Source organism: Mesorhizobium sp. CNPSo 4689, from assembly GCF_057784325.1.
In genome coordinates this window covers 121,280-143,297 of the sequence record NZ_JBWLUZ010000007.1, presented here as the reverse complement: position 1 = coordinate 143,297, position 22,018 = coordinate 121,280, and the positions used below count along the sequence as shown (strand labels likewise).

Below are 22,018 nucleotides of genomic sequence, written 5' to 3'. Positions count from 1 at the left end.
GTCTCGAGGTTCAGTCGGGCACGCTGGTTTGTAGGGCCAGCGCATGCAGCACGCCGCCCATATTGCCCTTCAGCGCGTCATAGACCATCTGGTGCTGCTGGACGCGGCTCTTGCCGCGAAAGCTCTCGGCCACCACTTCGGCCGCATAGTGGTCGCCGTCGCCGGCGAGGTCGCGAATCGTCACCTTGGCGTCCGGGATGCCTTCCTTGATCAGCCGTTCGATGTCGTGCGCGTCCATTGCCATGGCAAAATCCTAGTGAGAGTCGGGGTGAGCCTAAAGCCTTTCTCGTTCGGATTGAAGCAGTTCCGTCCGCCAGCGCCAAAGACCAATGAAGGCTCAGGTAATGTCCTGATCTGGAGGAACCGCGTCATCCGCGGGCATATCCTCGCGTGTCGAGAAGGCGCGGCCAAGGCTGAAGGTCAGCACATAAAGCGGAACGTTGATCACAACATTGACGATGGGAAGAAAACTCGTCCACTGCCAGAGCGGCGAGAAAAACGCCTGGCCATAGCCGTCGCAGACGAGCGAGGAGCCATACGCCCACAGCACGCCGATGACGACGGTAACGGCAAAAAGCTTGACGCGGGTGACGATGTGCCGTGCCCTCGCCGGTTCCGGTGCAAGCCGTTGCCAGAAAACCAGGCACAGGATCGGCACTGCATAGACGAGGCTCTGGACGGCCAACATCAAAATCGTGCCGTTGGCCGCGGCAAGAAACTCCGCCCGCGTTTCCAGGCGGGGGCAAACTTCGCTTCCGGTCGTCGACAGCAGGAAAAAGACGAACGGTCCGAGAAACCAGAAGAAGAACAGCGACGGCCAGAAGACAACTGCAAGCAGCGCCCGGACGGCCAGCTTGGTGGTCAAATGGCCTGATCCATGAAGCGCGGGAACCAGCCTTCGTGAGCGGCTATCAGGTCGCTGACCGGGATCGCGCGTGCTTCGCCGAGTTTCAGGTCGCGGCCGCCAGTCGAGCCGATCCACGGCGCGAAGATGCCGAGCTTGCCCTGGTCTTGACGAATCTTGTCCCATTCGCCGCTCTGCGGGTCGATGGACAGCGTCAGCAGATAGCGGCCCTGATCCTCGCCGAACCAGACCGGGATGGGGTCGGTGCCGGTAAGCCCGGGAACGGTGGCGCCGATGCCCGACGCCATCGCCATTTCGGCCAGCGCCACGGCGATGCCGCCATCGGAGACGTCATGCGCCGCGGTCACCACGCCGGAAGCGATCAGCGCGCGCACATGATCGCCGACGCGCTTTTCATGCTCGAGGTCGACCGGCGGCGGCGGGCCGTCCGCGCGGCCATGGATGTCGCGCATATAGACGGACTGGCCGAGATGGGTTCCCCACATGGACGGCGCACCGACCAGTATGATCATCTGGCCTTCGGCGGCAAAGCCGATCCGCGCCATCTTCGACCAGTCGGCGATCAGCCCGACGCCGCCGATGGTCGGTGTCGGCAGGATGCCGCGGCCGTTGGTTTCGTTGTAGAGCGAGACGTTGCCGGAGACGATCGGGAAGCCGAGCGCGCGGCAGGCGTCGCCGATGCCTTTCACCGCGCCGACCAACTGGCCCATGATCTCGGGCCGTTCCGGATTGCCGAAATTGAGATTGTCGGTGGCGGCCAGCGGCAGCGCGCCGGTGGCGGTCAGGTTGCGCCAGCATTCGGCCACCGCCTGCTTGCCGCCTTCATACGGGTCGGCCTCGCAATAGCGCGGTGTCACGTCGGAGGAGAAGGCGAGCGCCTTGGTCGGATGGCCCTCGACACGGACAACGCCGGCGTCACCGCCTGGAAGCTGCAGCGAATTGCCCTGGATCAGCGTGTCGTACTGCTCCCACACCCAGCGGCGCGACGACAGGTCCGGCCCGCCAAGCATCTTGAGCAAGGCATCGGCGACATCCGCTTTTGGCGCGTCGCCTGCAGCCAGCGGCGCTGGCTTCTTCGGCTCGACCCACGGACGATCGTACTCGGGCGCCTGGTCGCCGAGATCCTTGATCGGCAGATTGGCGACCTCATTGCCCTGGTGAATGACGCGGAAACGCAAATCGTCGGTGGTCTTGCCGACGATGGCGAAGTCGAGACCCCATTTGTGGAAGATCGCCTCGGCTTCCTTCTCTTTTTCCGGGCGCAGCACCATCAGCATGCGCTCCTGGCTCTCCGACAGCATCATCTCATAGGCGCTCATGCGCTCCTCGCGCACCGGCACTCTGTCGAGGTCGAGCTCGATGCCGAGGTCGCCCTTGGCACCCATCTCGACCGCCGAACAGGTGAGGCCGGCCGCACCCATGTCCTGGATGGCGATGACCGCACCGGACGCCATCAGTTCGAGGCAGGCTTCGAGCAGGCACTTTTCGGTGAAGGGATCACCGACCTGTACGGTCGGGCGCTTCTCCTCGATCTTGTCGTCGAATTCGGCCGACGCCATGGTGGCGCCGCCGACGCCGTCGCGGCCGGTCTTGGCGCCGAGATAGACGACCGGCAGGCCGACGCCCTTGGCCTCGGACAGGAAGATGGCGTCCGTCTTGGCCAGGCCGGCGGCAAAGGCATTGACCAGGATGTTGCCATTGTAGCGGGCGTCGAAATTGACCTCGCCGCCGACCGTCGGCACGCCGAAGGAATTGCCGTAGCCGCCGACGCCGGAAACCACACCGGCGACCAGATGGCGGGTCTTGGGATGGTCCGGCGCGCCGAAGCGTAGCGCGTTCATCGCCGCTACCGGCCGCGCACCCATGGTGAAGACGTCGCGCAAAATGCCGCCGACGCCGGTCGCCGCCCCCTGGTAGGGCTCGATGTAGGACGGATGGTTGTGGCTCTCCATCTTGAACACGACGCAATCGCCGTCACCAATGTCGACCACACCGGCATTCTCGCCCGGACCCTGGATGACCTGCGGTCCGGTGGTGGGCAGCGTGCGCAGCCACTTCTTCGAGGATTTGTAGGAACAGTGCTCGTTCCACATCGCCGAGAAGATGCCAAGTTCGGTGAAGCTCGGCTCGCGCCCGACCAGATCGAGGATGCGCTGGTATTCGTCGGGCCTCAGCCCATGCGAGGCGATGAGTTCCGGGGTGATCGGCACGGAATTGGAAATGGTCATGGGCGGCGATTTGTATCCGTGGGAGCGGGGATTTTGAGTCCCCTCTTATCGCAAGCTTCCGCGCGATACACCCCATCGAATGACGAAAAACGCCGGAAAACCACAGGCTGGCGCTTGCTCGCTGGCAGGCTTGGCGGAGGGCGGGGGCGAAATCAGGAAAAACTGTCGTAGCCGGCGCGGCCTTCGTCGAGCAGTCGCCGAATGACCGCGACGCCGCCGGCGACATCCTTGCTCTGCCTTGGCTGCGAAACGCCGAAACGGACACCGTGGAAGACCTGCTCGGAGCGGCCGGCCTTGAACTCGTCCTCGTCGTCGATGAGCACGCCATGCTCGAGGCAGGCATTCTTGAAAGTGCCGGACAGCCAGGGATCGGGCAAGGTAAGCCAGACGAAAGGCACGCTGTCCCTGGCCTTGACGTCGAAACCGGCAAGCGTCTCGCGCACGATGGCGATGCGCGCGCCGATTTCGGCGATGCAGCGCTTGCGGATATCGCTGGCCTGGCCTGACAGCACCAGCCTTGTGCCGACCTCGGCCAGCAGGAAGGGGAGGCCGCCGGTCATCATCTTGTGGGCGACGCGGATGCGATGGCGGTAGGCCGGCGGACAGGCGAGCCAGCCGCCGCGAACGCCGGCAGCCACAGATTTCGACAGCCCGCCGGCAACGATGGTTCTTTCAGGCGCATATTCCGCGAGCAGCGGCGTCGGATCGTCGGTCAGGTCGCCGTAAAGATCGTCCTCGATCAGCACGACATTGTACTCACGGGCGACGCGCGCGATCGCCTGCCGGCGATCCGCCGACAGCGTCACCAGCGTCGGATTCTTGGCCGTCGGCATCAAAAACATCATCTTCGGGTGCTTTTGCGCGCAGACGCGCTCGAAATCATCGGGATCGATACCGCCCTCGTCGGACGCCACCAACGCGGTCCTGCGGCCGATCAGGCCGGCGCTGCGCGAGATCTGCGAATAGGTGAGGTGCTCGAAGGCGACATAGTCACCGGGCGTGGTCAGCGCGGCGATGGCGGCCATCACCGCTGCATGGGTGCCGAGCGTCGGCACGATGGCATCGGCGGCCGGCTTGAACGAGTTCCGCGACAGCCAGCGGGCGCCGGCCTGGTACCAGCGCGCCGGGAAATCTCGCGTGTAGCTCGAAATGTCGTACGGATGCTCCTGCGCTATGCGCGACAGCACTTCGGCGATGATGGCGCCCTGACCGATGTCGGGCGCGGCCGTGCTGTCGAAGCGCAGCTTGCCGCTCGGCGCGTCGATAAAGCGCGTGCCCTGCACATCGGGCGGCGAGAGATCGGACTTCGTTTCAGACTGCTGGGCGAGCACGTAGGTGCCGCGGCCGACCTCGCCGCTGACCAGCCCGCGCTCGCGCAGCAACTGGTAGGCCCGGCCGATGGTGCCGACGGTGGTGCCGATATCGTAGGCGAGGTCGCGCTGCGGCGGCAGTTTTGCCCCGGCGTCGATGACGCCGCGATCGATATCTGACTCAATGCTGTCAGCAAGACGCTGGTAGAGAGGGCCGGAGCCGGCGGTGAGATCGGGAAGCCAATTTGTCATGGTGACAATTTTGTATATTGCACCGATCAATGAGTCAATCCATATCGAAGATGCACAGAAATAGGTACAATTGCAACACTTGGCAGAATGACAATGGATACAATCGAGACAATTCGCTACGCGGGAACTGAATGGATCGGGCAGACGCAACGCCCGTCGGCACGGCCGACCCACGGCCGCCGTCTCATGCGTATGGTCCGCTCGCTCACCATGTGGGTCGCCAGGCTGCTGGAGCGCCGGCGCAGCCGGCTGGCTTTGCTGGAAATGACCGACGAGCAGCTCAAGGACATCGGCGTTTCGCGCTGCGATGCCCATCGCGAAGGCCTGAGGCCGTTCTGGGATTGAGCTCTGCCGGGCTCGCACCTTCCGCGCAGGTCTAGCGGGCTTTTGATCCCCTGGCGCGCGCCACAGCGTGGTCGGCCAGGACGGCGATGATGCACAGCACCAGAAAAAGTCCGGTCGCGGCCAGCGCCGAAACATTGACGCTGGCCGCGCCGTTCTTGGCAACGTCGAGGAACGGGTAGGGGCACTTCGCCGGCGAACGGCGCCCGCGCCAGCGCATAGATCAGGTAGGCGATCGGATAAACCATCCACCAGGAAATGTCGCTCCAGCGCGTCGTGCCGTCGGCGCCGGCGATAAGCCACCACAGCACGAACAGCGCCGGCGTCACATAGTGCAGCAGGACGTCGCAAAGCAGGAACAGCCCCTGCGGCTGCCAAAGCTGCGCCAGAACCGTTGCGTAGACGATGAAGACCAGCGTGATGGCGATCGCCACGCCGGCTCGTATCCGTGGCCCGGCAAAGGCCGGCAGCCAGGCATAGCCGCTGGACGACAGCAGCGAGGTGTGGACGAGCACCGCGCCGATGTTGGTCAGGATGGTGAAGAAGCTGAACAGGAAGACGATGGAGCCAAGCAGGCTGCGGCCGGCTTCCATTGACGCCGGGATGGTGATGCAGAACTGCAGGACAAGCCCGGCCAGACCGATGACCAGCCCGGCGATCTGCAGGAAGCGGCCCATTGCCCTATGCGGCCGCCGCACAGGAGGAATTGCCCGTCTGCCAGCGGGCGATGTCCGAGCCGATGCGGGCGCCAAGCGGGTCGGCCATCAGCGGACCGAACACGTCGACCCGGCTCGAATTGCCCTGCGCCTGCACCACCAGCAACGGCTTGCCGCCATAGTGCTTGGCCGGAACCAGCAGGAAGCGCGGCGTGCCGCTGAACGAATTCAACTCGTTGGCCATCTGATAGGATTTGAAGGCCGGATCCTTGCTAGCGATCCAGCATTTGTGGGCGGCGATCGCCACCTGTTCCATGGCAAGCAGCGACGCGCTCTTGCCCGACGGGACCGGTGTGCTCTTCGGGCTCGACTGGCAGGAGGTTAGCGCAAGACCGGCGGCCAAGAGAGCAAGGTGAGCAATCGTCAGTCTCATGGTCAGGCCGCCCTGTCTCGCGTTCAGAAGGGATTCTTCAGGTGAAAAAAATCAGGCGGCGATGCCGAGGGCACCTTCGAACAACGCCCGGCCGTCGCTGCCGCCATGCGCCGCCTCGATCAGGTTCTCGGGATGCGGCATCAGGCCCAGAACATTGCCCTTGTCGTTGATGATGCCAGCAATATCGTTGATCGAGCCGTTGGGATTGGTGCCTTCGGCGTAGCGGAACACCACCTGTCCTTCGCCTTCGATGCGGGCCAGCGTCTCGGCATCGGCGAAGTAATTGCCGTCGTGGTGCGCCACCGGCGAGCGGATAATCTGGCCCGGCTGGTAGCGGCGGGTGAACATGGTGTTGGCGTTGTCGATCTTGAGCTTCACCTGCCGGCAGACGAATTTCAGCGACGAATTGCGCATCAAGGCGCCGGGCAGCAGGCCAGCTTCGACCAGGATCTGGAAGCCGTTGCAGACGCCGATGACCATGACGCCCTTGGCCGCCTTTTCGGCAACCGCCCGCATGACCGGCATGCGCGCGGCGATCGCGCCGCAGCGCAGATAGTCGCCGAACGAAAAGCCGCCAGGAATGGCGATCAGGTCGACATCCGGGATTTCGGTGTCGGTCTGCCAGACGGTGGCCGGCGCCTTGCCGGAAATCTTGGTCAGCGCCGCGATCATGTCGCGGTCGCGGTTGAGGCCAGGCAGGAGGACGACGGCTGATTTCACCTCAGGCGATCTCCACAGCGTAATTCTCAATCACGGTGTTCGCCAGAAGCTTGTCGCACATGGCCTTGAGATCGGCCTCGGCCTTGGCCGTGTCGGTCTCGGCGAGCTCGACGTCGAACACCTTGCCCTGGCGCACCTGGCCGACGCCGTCAAAACCCAGCCCGGACAGCGCATGTTCGATCGCCTTGCCTTGCGGGTCGAGCACGCCGTTCTTGAGGGTGACGGTGATACGGGCTTTCATCGATGCTCCTGAGAAATCAATACGGTCTGCGCCGGGCTCGCCGTTACAGGCAAGCCCGGTTTGGTAATTAGTGCTTCATGCCCTTGGGCGGCTCGCTGGACGCGACCAGCACTGGCCCGGTCGGGCGCGGCGGCTCGTTCTCGTTCATGATGCCGAGGCGGCGGGCAACTTCCTGATAGGCTTCGACCAGCCCGCCCATGTCGCGGCGGAAGCGGTCCTTGTCGAGCTTGTCCTGCGTCGCCACGTCCCACAGCCGGCAGGAATCGGGCGAGATCTCGTCGGCGACGACGATGCGCATCATGTCACCCTCGAACAGGCGGCCGCACTCGATCTTGAAGTCGACGAGCTGGATGCCGACGCCCATGAACAGGCCGGAGAGGAAGTCGTTGACGCGGATGGCCAGCGCCATGACGTCGTCGATCTCCTGCGGGCTTGCCCAGCCGAAGGCGGTGATGTGCTCTTCCGACACCATCGGATCGTCGAGCGCGTCGGCCTTGTAATAGAATTCGATGATCGAGCGCGGCAGCACGGTGCCTTCCTCGATGCCGAGGCGCTTGGCCAGCGACCCGGCGGCGACGTTGCGCACGACCACTTCGAGCGGGATGATCTCGACTTCCTTGATCAGCTGCTCGCGCATATTGAGCCGGCGGATGAAGTGGGTGGGAATGCCCATCCGGTTGAGATGGTTGAAGATGTGCTCGGAAATGCGGTTGTTGAGCACGCCCTTGCCGTCCACGACCTCGTGTTTCTTCTTGTTGAAGGCGGTGGCGTCGTCCTTGAAAAACTGGATCAGCGTCCCCGGCTCAGGGCCCTCATAGAGGATCTTGGCCTTGCCTTCATAAATGCGGCGGCGATTTTTCATCTGATTTTTTCTCTGGATTTCCGGGCAGGCGGCAAGCGACCAGTTCCTCTCCGTCTGCCTAAATTAGTGTACAGACGGCGGTGTTCAATGCCGGTGTCTATCCCAATCGCACTGTTTGCTCAATCGGCAAATCCTTTCAATCAACCGGTTTCGGGACCGAAATGCCGCAGCGCAGCAAATGATGTAGCATATTGACCGGCCCGCGGCCTTTTGGTTTGTGCTTCGGCAACACACATATTCACCGCCAACGAATCGGATTTGACCCGGAGGGACGCCATGAGCAGCATGAAAGACCGCGAAGAGGGCTTCGAGCGCAAATTCGCCTTCGATGAGGAACTCCGCTTCAAGGCTTCGGCCCGCCGCAACAAGGCACTTGGCCTGTGGGCAGCCTCGAAGCTCGGCAAGTCGGGCGCCGATGCCGAAACCTATGCCAAGGAAGTGGTCGTGGCCGACATCGAGGAAGCCGGCGATCATGACGTTTTCCGGAAGATCCGCGCGGATTTCGATGCGGCCGGCGTTGCCCAGTCCGATCATCAGATCCGCCGCACCATGGATGAGTTGATGGCGCAGGCGATCGAGCAGATCAAGAACACCTAGAGCATGATCCCGAAAAGTGGAGGCCGGTTTTCGGAAAAGATCATGCTTCGATAGAGCCTTTATCTGGACCAATCGACCGCCCGGCCCGGCCGGGCGGTTTTTCTTTGCCTTTGCCGCCGTTTCCGGCTGAAACTGCGATTGCTAACAAGGAAAGAGCTGATGTCCCTGAAATCACGCCTTGCGGCGGATGAAACGCTGTTCACCGCATGGTCTGGAGTTCCGGACGCGCTCACGGTGGAGATCGTCGCCAAACAGGGCTTCGATGCCGTCACGCTCGACATGCAGCATGGCGGCCATCACGAGGACAGCGTGCTGCGCGGCCTGGTGCCGGTGCTCGCCGCCAACAAGCCGGCGCTGGTGCGCATCCCGGTCGGCCGTTTCGACATGGCGAGCCGGGCGCTCGATTTCGGCGCTGAGGCGGTGATCGCGCCGATGGTGAATTCGGTGGCCGATGCCAGGCTTTTCGCTGCCGCGATGAAATACCCGCCAATGGGTGAGCGCTCCTGGGGGCCGACCTACGCCTTCCCGCGCCACGGCAAGGGCGACCATGCCGAATGGCTGCGCGACACCAACCAGCGCACGATGGCGTTTGCGATGGTCGAAACGCGCGCCGCCTTCGAGGCGCTCGACGGCATCCTCGACACGCCAGGCATCGACGGCATCTTCGTCGGCCCGTCGGATTTCTCGATCGCCTGGTCGAACGGCGCCACCGTCAATTCGACGCTGGAAAGCATGATGGAGACGGTCGCCTCGATCGCCGAACGCACACGCAAGGCCGGCAAGCATGCGGCGATCTACGTCATCGAGCCGGCCGTCGCCGGCCGCGTGGTGGCGATGGGCTACCGGCTGCTGGCCATGGGCTCGGATCATGCGCTGATCGCGCTCGGCGCCAAGACCTTGCTGAAGAGCATGCGGGATTCGATCGGCAACTGACGGCGCGGGCGCGCCAAGCGCTGTCTGACGCGCCTCAGGGCTCTTTGAGATCGGTCAGGAATTTGGCGAAGGTCATCGAGCCCTCCGGCCACGGGCCGAAGCCGGAATCCGCATTGAGATGGCCGGCATCGCCGGCGTCGATGAACAATGAGCCCCAAGCCCCGGCAATGTCCTCTGCGACGTCGAAGGCGCAGAAGGGATCGTTGCGGCTGGCGATTACCACCGAGGGGAAGGTCAGGGGCTCGCGCGGGTAGGGGCCGAAGGTCATCAGGTGCCTCGGCCTGATATCAGGGTTTGCAACGTCGGGCGGCGCCACGAAAAAGGCACCGGCGACCGGCCGCTGGAACTGCGGCATCGCCTGGACTGCTGTCGCGACGCCCAGCGAATGCGCGACGATTACGACCGGCCGTTCGGCCTCGTTGACCGCCTTGGCAACATTCGCCGTCCAGTCCTCGCGCACCGGCTTCGACCATTCCGCCTGCTCGACCCGGCGCGCCGTCGACAGTTTCGACTGCCAGCGGCTCTGCCAATGCTCTGGGCCGGAATTGGTGTAACCCGGCACGATGAGAATATCTGCGTCCTTGACCTTCATGGCGCGCATGTAGCGAGCGCCGATGCCGGGTGCAACCATCTCGAATGACGTTGGCGATCACAATAGTGAACACCTTGTTCGCTTCTTGCCATCTTGTGTGAACGATCGCGATCGACGATCTGACATGGGACAACAAGCAGCCGTGAAGGACCGGGATTTTGGCACTGACACGACGTACAATCATCGGTGGCGCCGGGCTTCTGGCTTTCGGAGCTTCGACGAGCGCCGCCCGAACGGAGTCAATGATGAGCGAACTGCCTTTTGCCGCCACCACCCCGGTGAGCGTTTCCCGCGTCGGGTTGAAGGCGCGCGACGCCGAAAGCCTGGCTGCCTACTATCGTCAGGTCGTCGGCCTGCAGGAATTGAGCCGCGCCGACGGCGCGATCACGCTGGGCGCCGCCAATCGCCCGTTGCTCGTCATCGAGCCGGATGCGGCGGCGAAGCCCGACGATCCGCGTAGCGCCGGCCTGTTCCACACGGCCTTCCTGCTGCCCAGCCGGGCAGACCTTGGCCGCTGGATCAACCATGCCATCGCCAACAAGATCGGCATCGAGGGCGCATCGGACCATCTGGTCAGCGAGGCGCTGTACCTGACCGACCCCGAGGGCAACGGCATCGAGATCTATGCCGACCGCCAGCCGCAGGACTGGAAGTGGAACGGCGACAAGATCGCCATGGCGACCGAGCGGCTGAACATTCCGTCCGTTGTCGCCGACGTTCCGGTCGACGACGCGGGATGGCAGGGCGCACCGGAAAACAGCATTGTCGGCCATGTGCATCTGCGCGTCGGCCGGCCGGAAGAGGCCGAGGCCTGGTGGAACCAGGAATTCGGCTTCGACACTGTGGCGAAGTATGGCGGCCAGGCGGTATTCCTGTCGTCAGGCGGCTATCACCACCACATCGGCGCCAATGCCTGGCAGAGTTCCGGCGCCGGCCGCCGCGATCCCGCCCTCTCGGGCCTGGCCTGGGTCGAGATGCGATCGGACAATATTGCTAGTGAAACGACCCGCGAGGATCCGTGGGGCACAGTGATCCGGACCGTTCCCGGCAAAGCCTGACCATCGCCTGATCGACGACCGAACCAAAAAAGCCCGCCGACAACGTCAGGCGGGCTTTTTTGCGAATGTCTGCTCGAACGCTCAGGCCTCTCCAAACACCCGCTTGAAGATCGTGTCGACATGCTTGGTGTGGTAGCCGAGGTCGAACTTTTCGCGGATCTCGGCTTCGGGCAAGGCAGCCGTGACCTCCTTGTCGGCCAAAAGCTCCTCAAGGAAATCAGCGCCTTGTTCCCACACCTTCATGGCGTTGCGCTGCACCAGCCGGTAGGCGTCCTCGCGGCTGACGCCGGCCTGGGTCAGCGCCAGGAGCACGCGCTGCGAATGCACCAGGCCGCGGAACTTGTTCATGTTCTTCAGCATGTTGTCGGGATAGACCAACAGCTTGTCGACGACGCTGGTCAGCCGCGACAGCGCGAAATCGAGCGTCACCGTGGCGTCCGGCCCGATCATGCGCTCGACCGAGGAATGCGAAATGTCGCGCTCGTGCCAGAGCGCCACATTCTCCATCGCCGGCAGCGCGAAGGCGCGCACCATGCGGGCCAGGCCGGTGAGGTTTTCGGTCAGCACCGGGTTGCGCTTGTGCGGCATCGCCGACGAGCCTTTTTGTCCCGGCGAGAAATACTCCTCCGCCTCCAGCACCTCGGTGCGCTGGAGATGGCGGATTTCGATCGCCAGCCGCTCGATCGACGAGGCGATGACACCGAGCGTGGCAAAGAACATGGCGTGGCGATCGCGCGGGATCACCTGCGTCGACACCGGCTCCGGCTTCAGCCCAAGCTTTTTCGCCACATGCTCTTCGACATAGGGATCGATGTTGGCGAAAGTGCCGACCGCGCCCGAGATGGCGCAGGTAGCGATGTCTTCGCGCGCATGCACCAGCCGCTCGCGGCAGCGCGCGAATTCGGCATAGGCTTGCGCCAGCTTGACGCCGAAGGTCGTCGGCTCGGCATGGATGCCGTGGCTGCGGCCGATGGTGACGGTGTCCTTGTGCTCGAAGGCTCGGCGCTTGAGCGCGGCGAGCAAGCCGTCGATGTCGGCGAGCAGGATGTCGCTGGCGCGGGTGAGCTGCACGGCAAAGCAGGTGTCGAGCACGTCCGACGAAGTCATGCCCTGGTGGATGAAGCGGGCATCCGGTCCGACGAATTCGCCGAGATGGGTCAGGAAGGCGATGACGTCATGCTTGGTGACGCGTTCGATCTCGTCGATCGCCTCGACGTCGAATTTCGCCGCACCGCCCTTTTCCCAGATGATTTTCGCGGCTTCCTTGGGAATGACGCCAAGCTCGGCCAGCGCGTCGCAGGCATAGGCCTCGATCTCGAACCAGATGCGGAAGCGGGTTTCGGGCGACCAGATGGCGACCATTTCCGGTCGGGAATAGCGAGGGATCATCGGTCAGTCCTGACATACGAGGGTTTCGCCCGCGTCCTAACAGAGGCTGGCCAAATGCTCAACGCCGCTGGCGCGCAAACCAGACGCTGGCGACAGCGAGTGCCGCGAAACCGAGCGGAAAATAGAGCCGGATGCCGAGAACGACGAACTGGTACAGCGCGGTCAATCCCGTGAACACCAGCTCGAATGCCCAGGTGATGGTGAATGCCGGCGCATGCCATTCGGCATAGTAGGAACGGTACTGCAGGGCAAACAGCGCGCCGGTGAAGGCGAGCGTCGCGGCGAGCAGACAGACGAAGGCAGCGGCAAGCGCAACCTCCCAGTGCCGGCCTCGCGAAACAAGCCGCGCCAGAAACAGGCCGACCGGGAATGCCAGAACGCCACCAGCGGCATAGAGCAGCGACACAAAGCGGATCTTGGCCGGCGTTTCCCAATCGTCCAGCAGGAGATTGATCAACGCGCTGGCGCCCATCGTCACGCCCCACAACACGGCGCCGAGAAGTGCAGTGCGCAGCGATGGCAAGGCGCTCCGCAGACGGCCTCGGGTGCGAATGCGCATGGTGGGTTGAGGAAGCGGTGTCACAGGCGGCCGGTCACCGCGATCCAGCGAAAATCCGGCCCTTCGAAGCCGTATTGCCGGACAGCGATCAGCACGGCATAGGCGCTGAGACTGTCGAGCGAGAATGTCTGCACCGCACCGATCTGGTAGCCGTTCGGGCAGCCTCGGCTTTGGGGAATCGATTTGTCCTCATGCAACAGATGCGTTTGGTCGCCATCCTTCGCCTCGATGCGCAGCAGGCGAAGCCGTTGATCTCACCCAGGCTCTGGCAGCGCTCGGTGTCGTTCATACCGATCTCGTCGAGCCGGAATTCGAGCGGGGGATCGACCGGCGAGAAGATCGGCCTTGGATTGACCACCATGCGGAACGGATCGGCCGAGAGTTCGGTCACCGGGTTGAAGCCGGCGGTGATGCCGCGATTGGCGGTGAGCTCCGCTTGGCTGACGATCGCTTCGCCTTTCTGGCGGGCCTGCAGGCGCGCCGCCTCGAGCGTGGCGTTCTCGTCGTCGAGCCGAACCTTGATCGGAGTGCCCTTCAGGAATGTGTCGTCATTGATGTCGATGTAGTAGCGATTGGCATAGGGGAATCCCGATCCGTCCTGGACGCCATACTCCTCGAAGGCGAAGACGCCGCCATCCTTGGTGAAGCCGAGGATTTCAAGCTCGGCGACATCGCCGGCACTGGCGGGGATGGTGACTGCGAGCTGCGCGACCAGCCAGGCGCCGATCAGAACAGGAATTCGCATTGGCTTTCGCTCCAGCTGAAAGGATTGGACACCCCTATCACGTCATGGTGAACAGGACGTGCCGGGGCGATGGCGATGCATCCAATCGGGCGGTCGATTGTTATTGTCGGCAGCCTAATGGAGAAGCATCATGACCGACGCCAGCAAAATTCGCGAGCATATGGAAGTGGTCGGCGCCGATGGCGTCTATGTCGGCACCGTCGACAAGGTCGAGGGAAAGCGGATCAAGCTGACAAAAGCCGATAGCGGCGAGGGCACCCACAAGGGACATCATCACTATATTCCCTTGAGCCTTGTCGCCGAAGTCGACGGCAAGAAAGTATGGCTGTCGGCCAATTCGGATGTCGCGGTGACCTTCGAGGAAGAAAAGTCCGACCCAGTCTGAATGCGCCGGCGCGCATTTGTTTTACGCAATTCCGGACGGAAAACCGCTGCGCACTTTCCTGGAATTGTCTTAGCGCGACGACCAGACCGGAAACAGATCGCCGTCGGCTGGCGTGGCGGCATGCACACCGCGGCTGATGGCACGCGCCATGGTGGCGCCGGCCGCCGCATAGAGGTCGATGGCGTCGTTGGCTGAAAGCTGAATGCCGCTCCTGCCGGTCGCCAGAGCGAACACCAGATCGCCATCGGCCGGCGTGTGCGTCGGCCAGATGGCGCGCACGAAGCCGTCATGCGCCGATATCGCCAGACGCTTGGCGGCGGCCTTGGTGAGGACGGCGTCCGTGGCGATCACGGCGATGGTGGTGTTGCCGCCGGTCTCCACCTGCCTCTCGCTATCCTTTCCGATGAACTTCCGGTCGCGGAACTTCAACAGGATCCGTCTTGCGTCTTCCGGCATCGGCGAGGGATAGCCAAGCCCGCCGAACTCGTCGCCGATCTCGAAAGGTGCCGCCCAGAAGTGCCGGCTTGGCCCGACGGTCACCGAGCCGGTCGGGTTGACGGCGGCGAGCGCGCCGATGGTGACGCCGCTTTCCAGCAGCAGTGAAGCCGAACCGAGTCCGCCCTTCAGCCCTGACGTCTGCGCGCCGGTGCCGGCGCCAGCCGTGCCGAGGGCAAAGTCGGCCGCGGCGGCCTGGGCGGCTTCGTAGCCGAGCTCGCGGTAGGGCGGATAGCGGCCCCAGTCCTTGTCCCCGCCATTGCGCAGGTCGAACAGGATCGCCGCCGGCACGATCGGCACGCGAAAGCCGCCGACCTCGACGCCGATGTTCCTCTCGCGCAAGGCCGCCTGCACGCCGGATGCGGCATCGAGCCCAAAGGCCGAGCCGCCCGAGAGCACAACGGCATGGATCGCCTCGATGGAATTCTGCGGCTCGAGCAGGTCGGTCTCGCGCGTGCCGGGTGCGCCGCCCAGCACCTGCACGCCGGCCACCGCCGGTTCGTCGCAAAGCAGGGCGGTCACGCCCGACTTCAGCCTGGCGTCGGCGGCATTGCCGACGCGCAGGCCGGCGACATCGGTGATCAGGTTGCGCGGGCCGGTGCGGAACATCACTGCGTCTCGAAAGGCACGAAACGCGTCCCGTCGAAACGGAAGGCGCGGTAGGGGTTCTGGCTGAGATCGCCCTTTTCGTCGAAACGGACCGGCCCGATCGCAGTGGTGAAGTCATGCGCGGTGAGCAGCTCCGCCAGCGGTTTGCCGGAGGTTTCGGCCGCCGCCACGGCCGCCCTGGCGATCTCGACCGCCGCATAGGCGGGCAGCGCGTAACCTTCTGGAATGATACTCTTTGCAGTGAATGCCTCGAGCACCTTGGGGTCGGCGACATCGGCCCATTCGGGCGGGGCGATCATCAGCGTACCCGCCGCATAGGGTCCGTCGCCCGGCGGCGTGCGCATATTCTCGCCGCCGGCAAAGGTCATGCCGGCATCGAGCTGGCCGGCATCGCGGCCCATGATGGCTATGTCGTCGCCGTCGCCGCCGGCGAAGACATGCGTCGCGCCTGACTTCTTCAGCCGGCCGATCAGCCCGATCTGGTTGTCGAGCTGCGGCCGGAACGTGTCGACGAACACCGGTTTCAGCCTCGCCTGCTCGGCTGCTGCCCTTAGCGTCTCGGCGATCTCGCGGCCGTAGATGGTGCCGTCGTCGACGATGGCGAAAAGCTCCTTCTGCCAGAGCTTGGTAAGGATGGTGGCGACGGCATTGCGCTCGTCGTCGCCGCGCGGGCCGAGCCGATAGACCGGCCAGCCGGTCTTGGCGCGCCGGTCGGTCAGGCTTTCGGTGCGCACGCCGACGGTGATGATCGGTATGCCGGCGTCCTTGAGGATCGGCAGCGCCGCCTCGATCGCTTCGGTGCAGAGAAAGCCGACGACCACGCTGACTTTCGCGGCGGCGAAGTCGCGTGCGGCGGCAGCGCCGCCGTCGGCCGTGCAGGCATCGTCGACCGTCTTGATTTCGGCACCATCAGCCTCGGCCGCAAGGCTGGCCCCGGCCTCGATCTGCTTGCCGAGGATCTCAGACGGGCCAGACAGAGGTGCGGCGACGCCGACAAGCAGTGTCTGGGCGCTGACACCTGCAGGGAGCAGCCAGAGCAGTGCCGCTATCGTCGCTGTCCAGGGTCGCATTCTGACGAAGAATTCCTCCGTGCCGGATGCATGCTCCCGGCGCCTCTTCCCGCCAAGACCTAAAGGCTGCTCGTCCCGGGTGCAACACGCGAATTTCGGGATGTGGGTCAAGCACTTCGCTTGTGGCATGCCGTATGCCGCCATATATAACGATCGGGTTTCGACTTGTGGAAAATCATCAGTGCTGAAGAAGAACGACATCGGGCCGCAGGCCTATCGCGACGCGATGGCGCATTTTGCCGGCCACGTCCATGTGGTGACCACCGACGGCCCCGCCGGCAGGCGTGGTGCGACGGTCATCGCGGCCTGTTCGGTGTCGGACACGCCGCCAACGGTCCTTGTCTGCCTCAACCGCGAGAATCCCAAGAACGAGCCTTTCGTGAAAAACGGCAGATTCGCATTGAATACGCTGGCTTCGCACCAGGAACCGCTGTCGATCGGGTTTTCCGGCATGACCGGACTGCCGGTCGAGGAGCGTTTCGCGCTCGGCGAGTGGGATGTCATCTCGACCGGCGCGCCGACCTTGAAGGGTGCACTCGCCGTGTTCGACTGCGAGCTGTTCGACACCAAGGATCTGGCCACCCACCGTGTGCTTTTTGGCAAGGTGACAGGCCTGCGCATCGGCGATAATTTGCGGCCGCTGATCTATCACGACCGCGCCTATCACGCGCTCTAGAGGCTCTGAATGGGCCGCAGCCACGGAGACAGGATGACCGAGCTGAAACCGCGCCCGGCGCCGCGGACGATCGACGAGACGCTCGATCTCCTGACCGGCGCGGACTATGTGGCGGATCGGTCGCTAGCAACCGTGCTGTTTTTATCGCTGCGCATGCAGCGGCCGCTGTTCCTCGAAGGCGAGGCCGGCGTCGGCAAGACTGAGATCGCCAAGGTGCTGGCGCAGGCGCTCGGCCGCCGGCTGATCCGCCTGCAATGCTATGAAGGGCTCGACGTCTCTTCCGCCGTCTATGAGTGGAACTATGCCGCGCAGATGATCGAGATCCGCATGGAGGAGGCGGCCGGCAAGGTCGTACGCTCCGACATGGAGCGCAATGTATTCTCCGAAAAATACCTGATCCGCCGCCCGGTGCTCGATGCGCTGACGGGCAAGGCGGGTGCGGCGCCGGTGTTCCTGATCGATGAGCTCGACCGCACCGACGAGGCCTTCGAGGCGTTCCTGCTCGAGATCCTTTCCGATTTCCAGGTGACGGTGCCGGAACTCGGCACGATCAGGGCGGAAGAGCCGCCGATCGTCATCATCACCACCAATCGCACCCGCGAGATCCACGACGCGCTGAAGCGGCGCTGCCTCTACCACTGGGTCGACTATCCCAATGCCGAGCGCGAGCTCGAGATCGTGCACAGGAAGGTGCCGCAGGCCAACAGCCGGCTTTCGGCCGAAGTGGTGTCGTTCATCCAGAAGCTGCGCCAGGTCGAACTGTTCAAGGCGCCGGGCGTTGCCGAGACCATCGACTGGGCCGGCGCGCTGACCGAGCTCGACAAGGTAGCGCTCGATCCCGAAACCGTGTCCGACACGATCGGCGTGCTGTTGAAATACCAGGACGACATTGCCCGCATCGGCGCGGGCGAGGGCCGGCGTATCCTCGACGAGGTCAAGGCCGAGCTCGCGGCGGCGGAGTAGAGCAATGAAGGCGCCGCGTCCCGACCCCGGAGAGGCGACAGTGGACGGGCGGATCGCCGACAACATCGTCTATTTCGCCCGCACCTTGCGCAAGGCCGGCATGCGGGTCGGACCGGCCTCGGTCAAGGACGCGATCGAGGCGATGCTCGCCGCCGGCATCGGGTCGCGCGACGATTTCTACTGGACACTGCATGCCGTGCTGGTTTCCAGGCACGAGGATCATCCGACCTTCGACGAAGCCTTCCGGCTGTTCTGGAAATCGCGCGAGCTGATCGAAAAGATGCTGGCGATGTTTTCACCCGTTGCCCCGGACGTCAAAAAGAAGCAGAAGCCACGCGCCGCCGAAAACCGCGTCAGCCAGGCGATGTTCGAGGGTCATCAGAAGAACCAGCCGGTGCAGGAAATCCCGGAGATCGAGGTCGACGCCCGTTTCACCTTCTCCGGCAACGAGGTGCTGCGCGGCAAGGACTTTGCCCAGATGGACGCCGTCGAGATGGCCGATGCCAAGAAGGCGATCGCTCAGTTGCGGCTGCCCTTCGACATGGTCAGAACACGGCGCTTCAAGGCCGATGCGCATGGCCGCCGTGTCGATCCGCGCGCCACGATGCGCTCGGCCGCGCGCACCGGTGGCGAGCTGATCCTGCCGAAATTCCGCTCCGCCCGCGAGGTCCATCCGCCGCTGGTGGTGCTGGCCGATATTTCCGGATCGATGAGCCAGTACACGCGCATTTTTTTGCACTTTCTGCATGCGCTGACGGAAAAGCGCCGGCGCGTACACGCCTTCGTGTTCGGCACCAGGCTGACCAATCTGACGCGGCAGATGCGCCATCGCGATCCCGACCAGGCACTTGCCGATTGTTCGGCGGCGGTGAAGGACTGGTCGGGCGGCACCCGCATCGGCGACACGCTGGCCGAGTTCAACCGCCTGTGGTCACGCCGTGTATTGGGACAGGGCGCGGTGGTGCTTCTGATCACCGACGGGCTTGAGCGCGACGATGTAGCCGGCCTGTCGGAGGAGATGGAGCGCCTGCACAAATCCTGCCGGCGGCTGATCTGGCTGAACCCGCTGCTGCGCTTCGACGGCTTCGAGGCGCGCGCCCGCGGCGTCAAGGCGATGCTGCCGCATGTCGACGAATTCCGCTCGGCGCACAACCTCGATGCGCTGGCCGATCTCTGCGCCTCGCTGGACAAGAAGTCGGCCGGCTCGGTCGATCCGCGCCGCTGGCTGGACGCTGGCGCCAGGCGCGCCGCATAGCCATATGTTGCCTATCTAGAAACAGACTTTCAGAGAAAAACAGACTTCAAGAGAAACGATCATGGAAAACAGCATCTATCTCGATGAGGCCCGCGATCCCCTGATCATCGCGGAGGGCTGGATGAAGGACGGCAAGGATGTCGCCATCGCTACCGTGGTAGAAACCTGGGGTTCGGCGCCGCGTCCTGTCGGCAGCCATCTGGTCATCGACGCGGACGGCAATTTCCATGGCTCGGTCTCGGGCGGCTGCGTCGAGGGCGCGGTGGTGACCGAGGCGATCGACGTCATCGGCTCTGGCAAGGCGAAGATGCTCGAGTTCGGCGTCGCCGACGAAACCGCCTGGCAGGTCGGCCTGTCCTGCGGCGGCCGCATCAAGGTCTATGTGGAACGCCTGGGCTGAGCCTTATGGATCCGTACGCGCTCAAGACATTGAATGCCGAACGCCGCGCCCGCCGTGCGGCGATCCTGGTCACCGACCTTGGTGACGGGCGCGATCGCATCGTGCGCGAAGGCGACCAAGTCGCAGGTGATTTGGGAGCGGCGATCGCCAGGGCGTTTCGCACCGGCAATTCCGGTTCGGTCGAGGCCGAGGGGCGAACCTTCTTTCTCAACGCCCATCTGCCGCAGCCGCGCCTGGTGGTGATCGGCGCCGTGCATATCAGCCAGGCCTTGGCGCCGATGGCGAAGATCGCCGGCTATCCGGTCGAGATCATCGATCCGCGCACCGCCTTCGCCACGTCGGACCGCTTTCCAGATGTCGCGCTGCATGCCGAATGGCCGGAGGATGTGCTCGCGCGCCAGCCGTTGGACAGTTACACGGCGCTCGCCGCCGTCACCCATGACCCCAAGATCGACGATTTCGCTCTGAAGGCAGCACTCGACGCCAATTGCTTCTATGTTGGCGCGCTTGGCAGCCGCAAGACGCACGCCAAGCGTGTCGAGCGCCTGCTGGCATTGGGCGTGACCGCCGACCAGATCGCCCGCATTCACGCGCCGATCGGCCTCGACATCGGTGCTGCGAGCCCGGCCGAGATCGCCGTCGCCGTGCTGGCGCAAGCGATTCACGCCTTTCGCTCGCGCGGCCTGGAGAGCAAAGGCGCGGTGGCGTGAAATTCGGTCCGGTTCCGATCGATCAGGCGGAAGGTGCGGTGCTGGCGCACGCCACCACGGCCGGCGAGCGGCGTTTTCGCAAGGCGCACAGGCTGAGCGTCGACGATGTGTCGGCGCTGAAGGCCGCCGGGATAAACGAGGTCGTCGCAGCGGTGTTGGCCGCCGATGATCTCGGCGAGGATGCGGCGGCTGAAATGATCGCCGCCAGCATGAGCCATCGCAACATCGAAGCGAAGCCCGCCGCGACCGGCCGGGTCAACCTCCATGCCGAGACGGCCGGTGTCTTCACCGTCGACGCGGCGATGATCGATGCCATCAACGCCGTCGACCCGACCATCACCATCGCCACGCTGGCGCAGCACGCGCCGGTCGAGAAGGGCCAGATGGTGGCGACGGTGAAGATCATCCCCTTCGCCGTTGCCGCCGCCCTGGTCGACAAGGTGGCAGGCATCTGCACCAGCGGCGAGATCTTCGCCGTCAACGCCTACCGGCCGGTGCGCGTCGGCGTCATCCAGACCGTGCTGCCCGGCGTCAAGCCGAGCGTGCTCGACAAGACGCTCCGCGTCACCGAGGCGCGGCTGGCACGCTCGGGCGGTCGTCTGACGGCGGAACGCCGCACGCCGCACGAAATCGCGCCGGTCGCGGAGGCCATGGCCTCGCTGGCGCGCGACAACGATATGGTGGTGATCTTCGGCGCTTCGGCGATGAGCGACTTCGCCGATGTCGTTCCGGCAGCGATCGAACACGCCGGAGGTACTGTCGTCCGCGCGGGCATGCCCGTCGATCCCGGCAATCTGCTGGTGCTCGGCACGCTTGACGGCAAGCGCGTCATCGGCGCGCCCGGCTGCGCCCGCAGCCCCAAGGAGAACGGCTTCGACTGGGTTCTCGACCGGTTGATCGCCGGCCTCGACGTGACGGCCGGCGACATCGCCGGCATGGGTGTCGGCGGGCTGCTGATGGAAATCCCGACCAGGCCGCAGCCGCGCGAGCCGCTGCCGGCAAGAGCCGAGTTGAGGGTCGATATCGTGCTTCTGGCCGCCGGCCGCTCCAGCCGCATGGGCGGGCCGAACAAGCTCCTGGCGTTGTTCGATGGCAAGCCGCTGGTGCGCCGCGCCGCCGAGCGTGCGCTCGGCTCGCTGGCCGCGAACACCATCGTCGTTACTGGCCACCAGCACGAGCGGGTACGCGCCGCCTTGTCCGGCCTCGATGTCACGCTGGCCGACAATCCGGATTTCGCCGATGGCCTGTCGTCTTCGTTGAAGGCCGGCATCGCATGGGTTGCGGGCGACGCTGCCGGCGCCATGATCGTTCTCGGCGACATGCCGGGCGTCTCATCGGCCGATCTCGACAGGCTGATCGACGCATTCCGCAAATCCGGTGGCCGCTCGGTGGTGCGCGCCGCCCACGATGGCAGGCGCGGCAATCCGGTGCTGCTGCCGCGGTCACTGTTTCCGGCCATAGCGCATCTCGAAGGCGACACTGGCGCTCGCCATCTGGTCGAGGCTGAAGGGCTTGATGTCGTCGATGTCGAGATCGGCGAAGGGGCGGCTGTCGACGTCGACACCCGCGAGGCGCTGGAAGGCGCCGGCGGCGTGCTGCAGGATTGACAAACCGAAGCCGAAAAACGCATGCCTTGGGCATGGCTATTCGTACCGTCGCACCCCCCTCTGGCC

The 22,018-nt window shown here is 64.4% G+C and carries 24 protein-coding genes and 2 pseudogenes; 11 read left to right on the top strand and 15 right to left on the bottom strand.

Going from position 1 to position 22,018, the window contains the following annotated elements:
• Positions 1 to 10: 10 nt before the first annotated feature.
• From AC04SI_RS13570 to AC04SI_RS13555, 4 genes are all read right to left on the bottom strand, one after another.
• Positions 11 to 244 carry a BolA/IbaG family iron-sulfur metabolism protein gene (locus AC04SI_RS13570; RefSeq protein ID WP_023674714.1) on the bottom strand — a complete coding sequence of 78 codons (234 nt, stop codon included), beginning with the start codon at positions 242 to 244 and terminating at the stop codon, positions 11 to 13.
• Positions 245 to 337: 93 nt separating this feature from the next.
• Positions 338 to 865: a hypothetical protein gene (locus tag AC04SI_RS13565; RefSeq protein WP_488474316.1), complete on the bottom strand. Its 528-nt coding sequence runs from the start codon at positions 863 to 865 to the stop codon at positions 338 to 340.
• Entirely contained in the window at positions 862 to 3,093 is a 2,232-nt protein-coding gene (gene purL, locus AC04SI_RS13560) for a phosphoribosylformylglycinamidine synthase subunit PurL (protein WP_488474315.1), read from the bottom strand. The genes AC04SI_RS13565 and purL overlap by 4 nt, the downstream gene beginning before the upstream one ends.
• A 152-nt stretch (positions 3,094 to 3,245) precedes the next feature.
• On the bottom strand, positions 3,246 to 4,655 hold the full coding sequence (locus AC04SI_RS13555) for an aminotransferase-like domain-containing protein (RefSeq protein ID WP_488474314.1): 1,410 nt from the start codon (positions 4,653 to 4,655) through the stop codon (positions 3,246 to 3,248).
• A 93-nt stretch (positions 4,656 to 4,748) separates the two neighbouring features.
• Here AC04SI_RS13555 and AC04SI_RS13550 point away from each other — a divergent pair, with 93 nt between their 5' ends.
• Positions 4,749 to 5,000 (top strand): DUF1127 domain-containing protein, encoded by a 252-nt coding sequence (locus AC04SI_RS13550; protein WP_488474313.1) that lies wholly within the window; start codon positions 4,749 to 4,751, stop codon positions 4,998 to 5,000.
• 31 nt (positions 5,001 to 5,031) lie between these two features.
• Here AC04SI_RS13550 and AC04SI_RS13545 read toward each other — a convergent pair.
• From AC04SI_RS13545 to purC, 5 genes and pseudogenes are all read right to left on the bottom strand, one after another.
• Positions 5,032 to 5,674: pseudogene (locus AC04SI_RS13545) on the bottom strand (Pr6Pr family membrane protein).
• A gap of 4 nt (positions 5,675 to 5,678) precedes the next feature.
• Entirely contained in the window at positions 5,679 to 6,086 is a 408-nt protein-coding gene (locus tag AC04SI_RS13540; protein ID WP_488474312.1) for a hypothetical protein, read from the bottom strand.
• Between the two features lie 51 nt (positions 6,087 to 6,137).
• A complete protein-coding gene (gene purQ / locus AC04SI_RS13535) occupies positions 6,138 to 6,806 on the bottom strand; it encodes a phosphoribosylformylglycinamidine synthase subunit PurQ (RefSeq protein ID WP_006206033.1) in 669 nt (222 codons plus the stop codon).
• Between the two features lies 1 nt (position 6,807).
• Positions 6,808 to 7,047 carry a phosphoribosylformylglycinamidine synthase subunit PurS gene (purS, locus tag AC04SI_RS13530; RefSeq protein ID WP_006206034.1) on the bottom strand — a complete coding sequence of 80 codons (240 nt, stop codon included), beginning with the start codon at positions 7,045 to 7,047 and terminating at the stop codon, positions 6,808 to 6,810.
• A 67-nt stretch (positions 7,048 to 7,114) separates the two neighbouring features.
• Entirely contained in the window at positions 7,115 to 7,909 is a 795-nt protein-coding gene (gene purC, locus AC04SI_RS13525) for a phosphoribosylaminoimidazolesuccinocarboxamide synthase (RefSeq protein ID WP_008875498.1), read from the bottom strand.
• Between the two features lie 276 nt (positions 7,910 to 8,185).
• Between purC and AC04SI_RS13520 the strand changes: the two genes are divergently transcribed.
• Together AC04SI_RS13520 and AC04SI_RS13515 are read left to right on the top strand one after the other, a co-directional pair.
• Complete coding sequence (locus tag AC04SI_RS13520) at positions 8,186 to 8,506, top strand: DUF1476 domain-containing protein (RefSeq protein WP_488474311.1); 321 nt, start codon at positions 8,186 to 8,188, stop codon at positions 8,504 to 8,506.
• A 159-nt stretch (positions 8,507 to 8,665) separates the two neighbouring features.
• Positions 8,666 to 9,439 (top strand): HpcH/HpaI aldolase family protein, encoded by a 774-nt coding sequence (locus tag AC04SI_RS13515; RefSeq protein WP_436174742.1) that lies wholly within the window; start codon positions 8,666 to 8,668, stop codon positions 9,437 to 9,439.
• 34 nt (positions 9,440 to 9,473) lie between these two features.
• Here AC04SI_RS13515 and AC04SI_RS13510 read toward each other — a convergent pair whose 3' ends face one another.
• Positions 9,474 to 10,031 (bottom strand): RBBP9/YdeN family alpha/beta hydrolase, encoded by a 558-nt coding sequence (locus AC04SI_RS13510; protein ID WP_404277142.1) that lies wholly within the window; start codon positions 10,029 to 10,031, stop codon positions 9,474 to 9,476.
• 245 nt (positions 10,032 to 10,276) lie between these two features.
• On the opposite strand from AC04SI_RS13510, the gene AC04SI_RS13505 reads away from it, so the two are divergent.
• Complete coding sequence (locus AC04SI_RS13505) at positions 10,277 to 11,089, top strand: VOC family protein (protein WP_404277084.1); 813 nt, start codon at positions 10,277 to 10,279, stop codon at positions 11,087 to 11,089.
• 81 nt (positions 11,090 to 11,170) lie between these two features.
• On the opposite strand, the gene purB is transcribed toward AC04SI_RS13505, so the two are convergent.
• The 3 genes and pseudogenes from purB to AC04SI_RS13490 all read right to left on the bottom strand — a co-directional run bounded on the left by purB (position 11,171) and on the right by AC04SI_RS13490 (position 13,782).
• Positions 11,171 to 12,478, bottom strand: coding sequence for an adenylosuccinate lyase (gene purB / locus AC04SI_RS13500; protein ID WP_488474310.1), 1,308 nt, complete (start codon positions 12,476 to 12,478; stop codon positions 11,171 to 11,173).
• Positions 12,479 to 12,536: 58 nt separating this feature from the next.
• Positions 12,537 to 13,001, bottom strand: coding sequence for a hypothetical protein (locus AC04SI_RS13495; RefSeq protein WP_404277082.1), 465 nt, complete (start codon positions 12,999 to 13,001; stop codon positions 12,537 to 12,539).
• 56 nt (positions 13,002 to 13,057) lie between these two features.
• Positions 13,058 to 13,782, bottom strand: a pseudogene (locus tag AC04SI_RS13490) (DUF2259 domain-containing protein).
• 130 nt (positions 13,783 to 13,912) lie between these two features.
• Between AC04SI_RS13490 and AC04SI_RS13485 the strand changes: the two are divergent.
• Entirely contained in the window at positions 13,913 to 14,167 is a 255-nt protein-coding gene (locus AC04SI_RS13485) for a DUF2171 domain-containing protein (protein WP_404277081.1), read from the top strand.
• A gap of 69 nt (positions 14,168 to 14,236) precedes the next feature.
• On the opposite strand, the gene AC04SI_RS13480 is transcribed toward AC04SI_RS13485, so the two are convergent.
• A complete protein-coding gene (locus AC04SI_RS13480) occupies positions 14,237 to 15,271 on the bottom strand; it encodes a P1 family peptidase (protein ID WP_404277080.1) in 1,035 nt (344 codons plus the stop codon).
• Positions 15,271 to 16,341 (bottom strand): branched-chain amino acid ABC transporter substrate-binding protein, encoded by a 1,071-nt coding sequence (locus AC04SI_RS13475; protein ID WP_404277079.1) that lies wholly within the window; start codon positions 16,339 to 16,341, stop codon positions 15,271 to 15,273. The genes AC04SI_RS13480 and AC04SI_RS13475 overlap by 1 nt, the downstream gene beginning before the upstream one ends.
• A gap of 181 nt (positions 16,342 to 16,522) precedes the next feature.
• On the opposite strand from AC04SI_RS13475, the gene AC04SI_RS13470 reads away from it, so the two are divergent.
• From AC04SI_RS13470 to AC04SI_RS13445, 6 genes are all read left to right on the top strand, one after another.
• A complete protein-coding gene (locus AC04SI_RS13470) occupies positions 16,523 to 17,017 on the top strand; it encodes a flavin reductase (protein WP_404277078.1) in 495 nt (164 codons plus the stop codon).
• 33 nt (positions 17,018 to 17,050) lie between these two features.
• A complete protein-coding gene (locus AC04SI_RS13465; protein ID WP_404277077.1) occupies positions 17,051 to 17,980 on the top strand; it encodes an AAA family ATPase in 930 nt (309 codons plus the stop codon).
• Positions 17,981 to 17,984: 4 nt separating this feature from the next.
• Positions 17,985 to 19,235: a vWA domain-containing protein gene (locus AC04SI_RS13460; protein WP_404277076.1), complete on the top strand. Its 1,251-nt coding sequence runs from the start codon at positions 17,985 to 17,987 to the stop codon at positions 19,233 to 19,235.
• A gap of 61 nt (positions 19,236 to 19,296) precedes the next feature.
• The gene (locus AC04SI_RS13455; protein ID WP_006206050.1) at positions 19,297 to 19,635 is read left to right on the top strand and encodes an XdhC family protein; all 339 of its coding nucleotides are present in this window, start codon (positions 19,297 to 19,299) and stop codon (positions 19,633 to 19,635) included.
• Positions 19,636 to 19,640: 5 nt separating this feature from the next.
• Positions 19,641 to 20,345: an XdhC family protein gene (locus AC04SI_RS13450; protein ID WP_404277075.1), complete on the top strand. Its 705-nt coding sequence runs from the start codon at positions 19,641 to 19,643 to the stop codon at positions 20,343 to 20,345.
• Positions 20,342 to 21,952 (top strand): NTP transferase domain-containing protein, encoded by a 1,611-nt coding sequence (locus AC04SI_RS13445; protein ID WP_488474309.1) that lies wholly within the window; start codon positions 20,342 to 20,344, stop codon positions 21,950 to 21,952. The genes AC04SI_RS13450 and AC04SI_RS13445 overlap by 4 nt, the downstream gene beginning before the upstream one ends.
• The last annotated feature ends 66 nt before the right edge of the window (positions 21,953 to 22,018 follow it).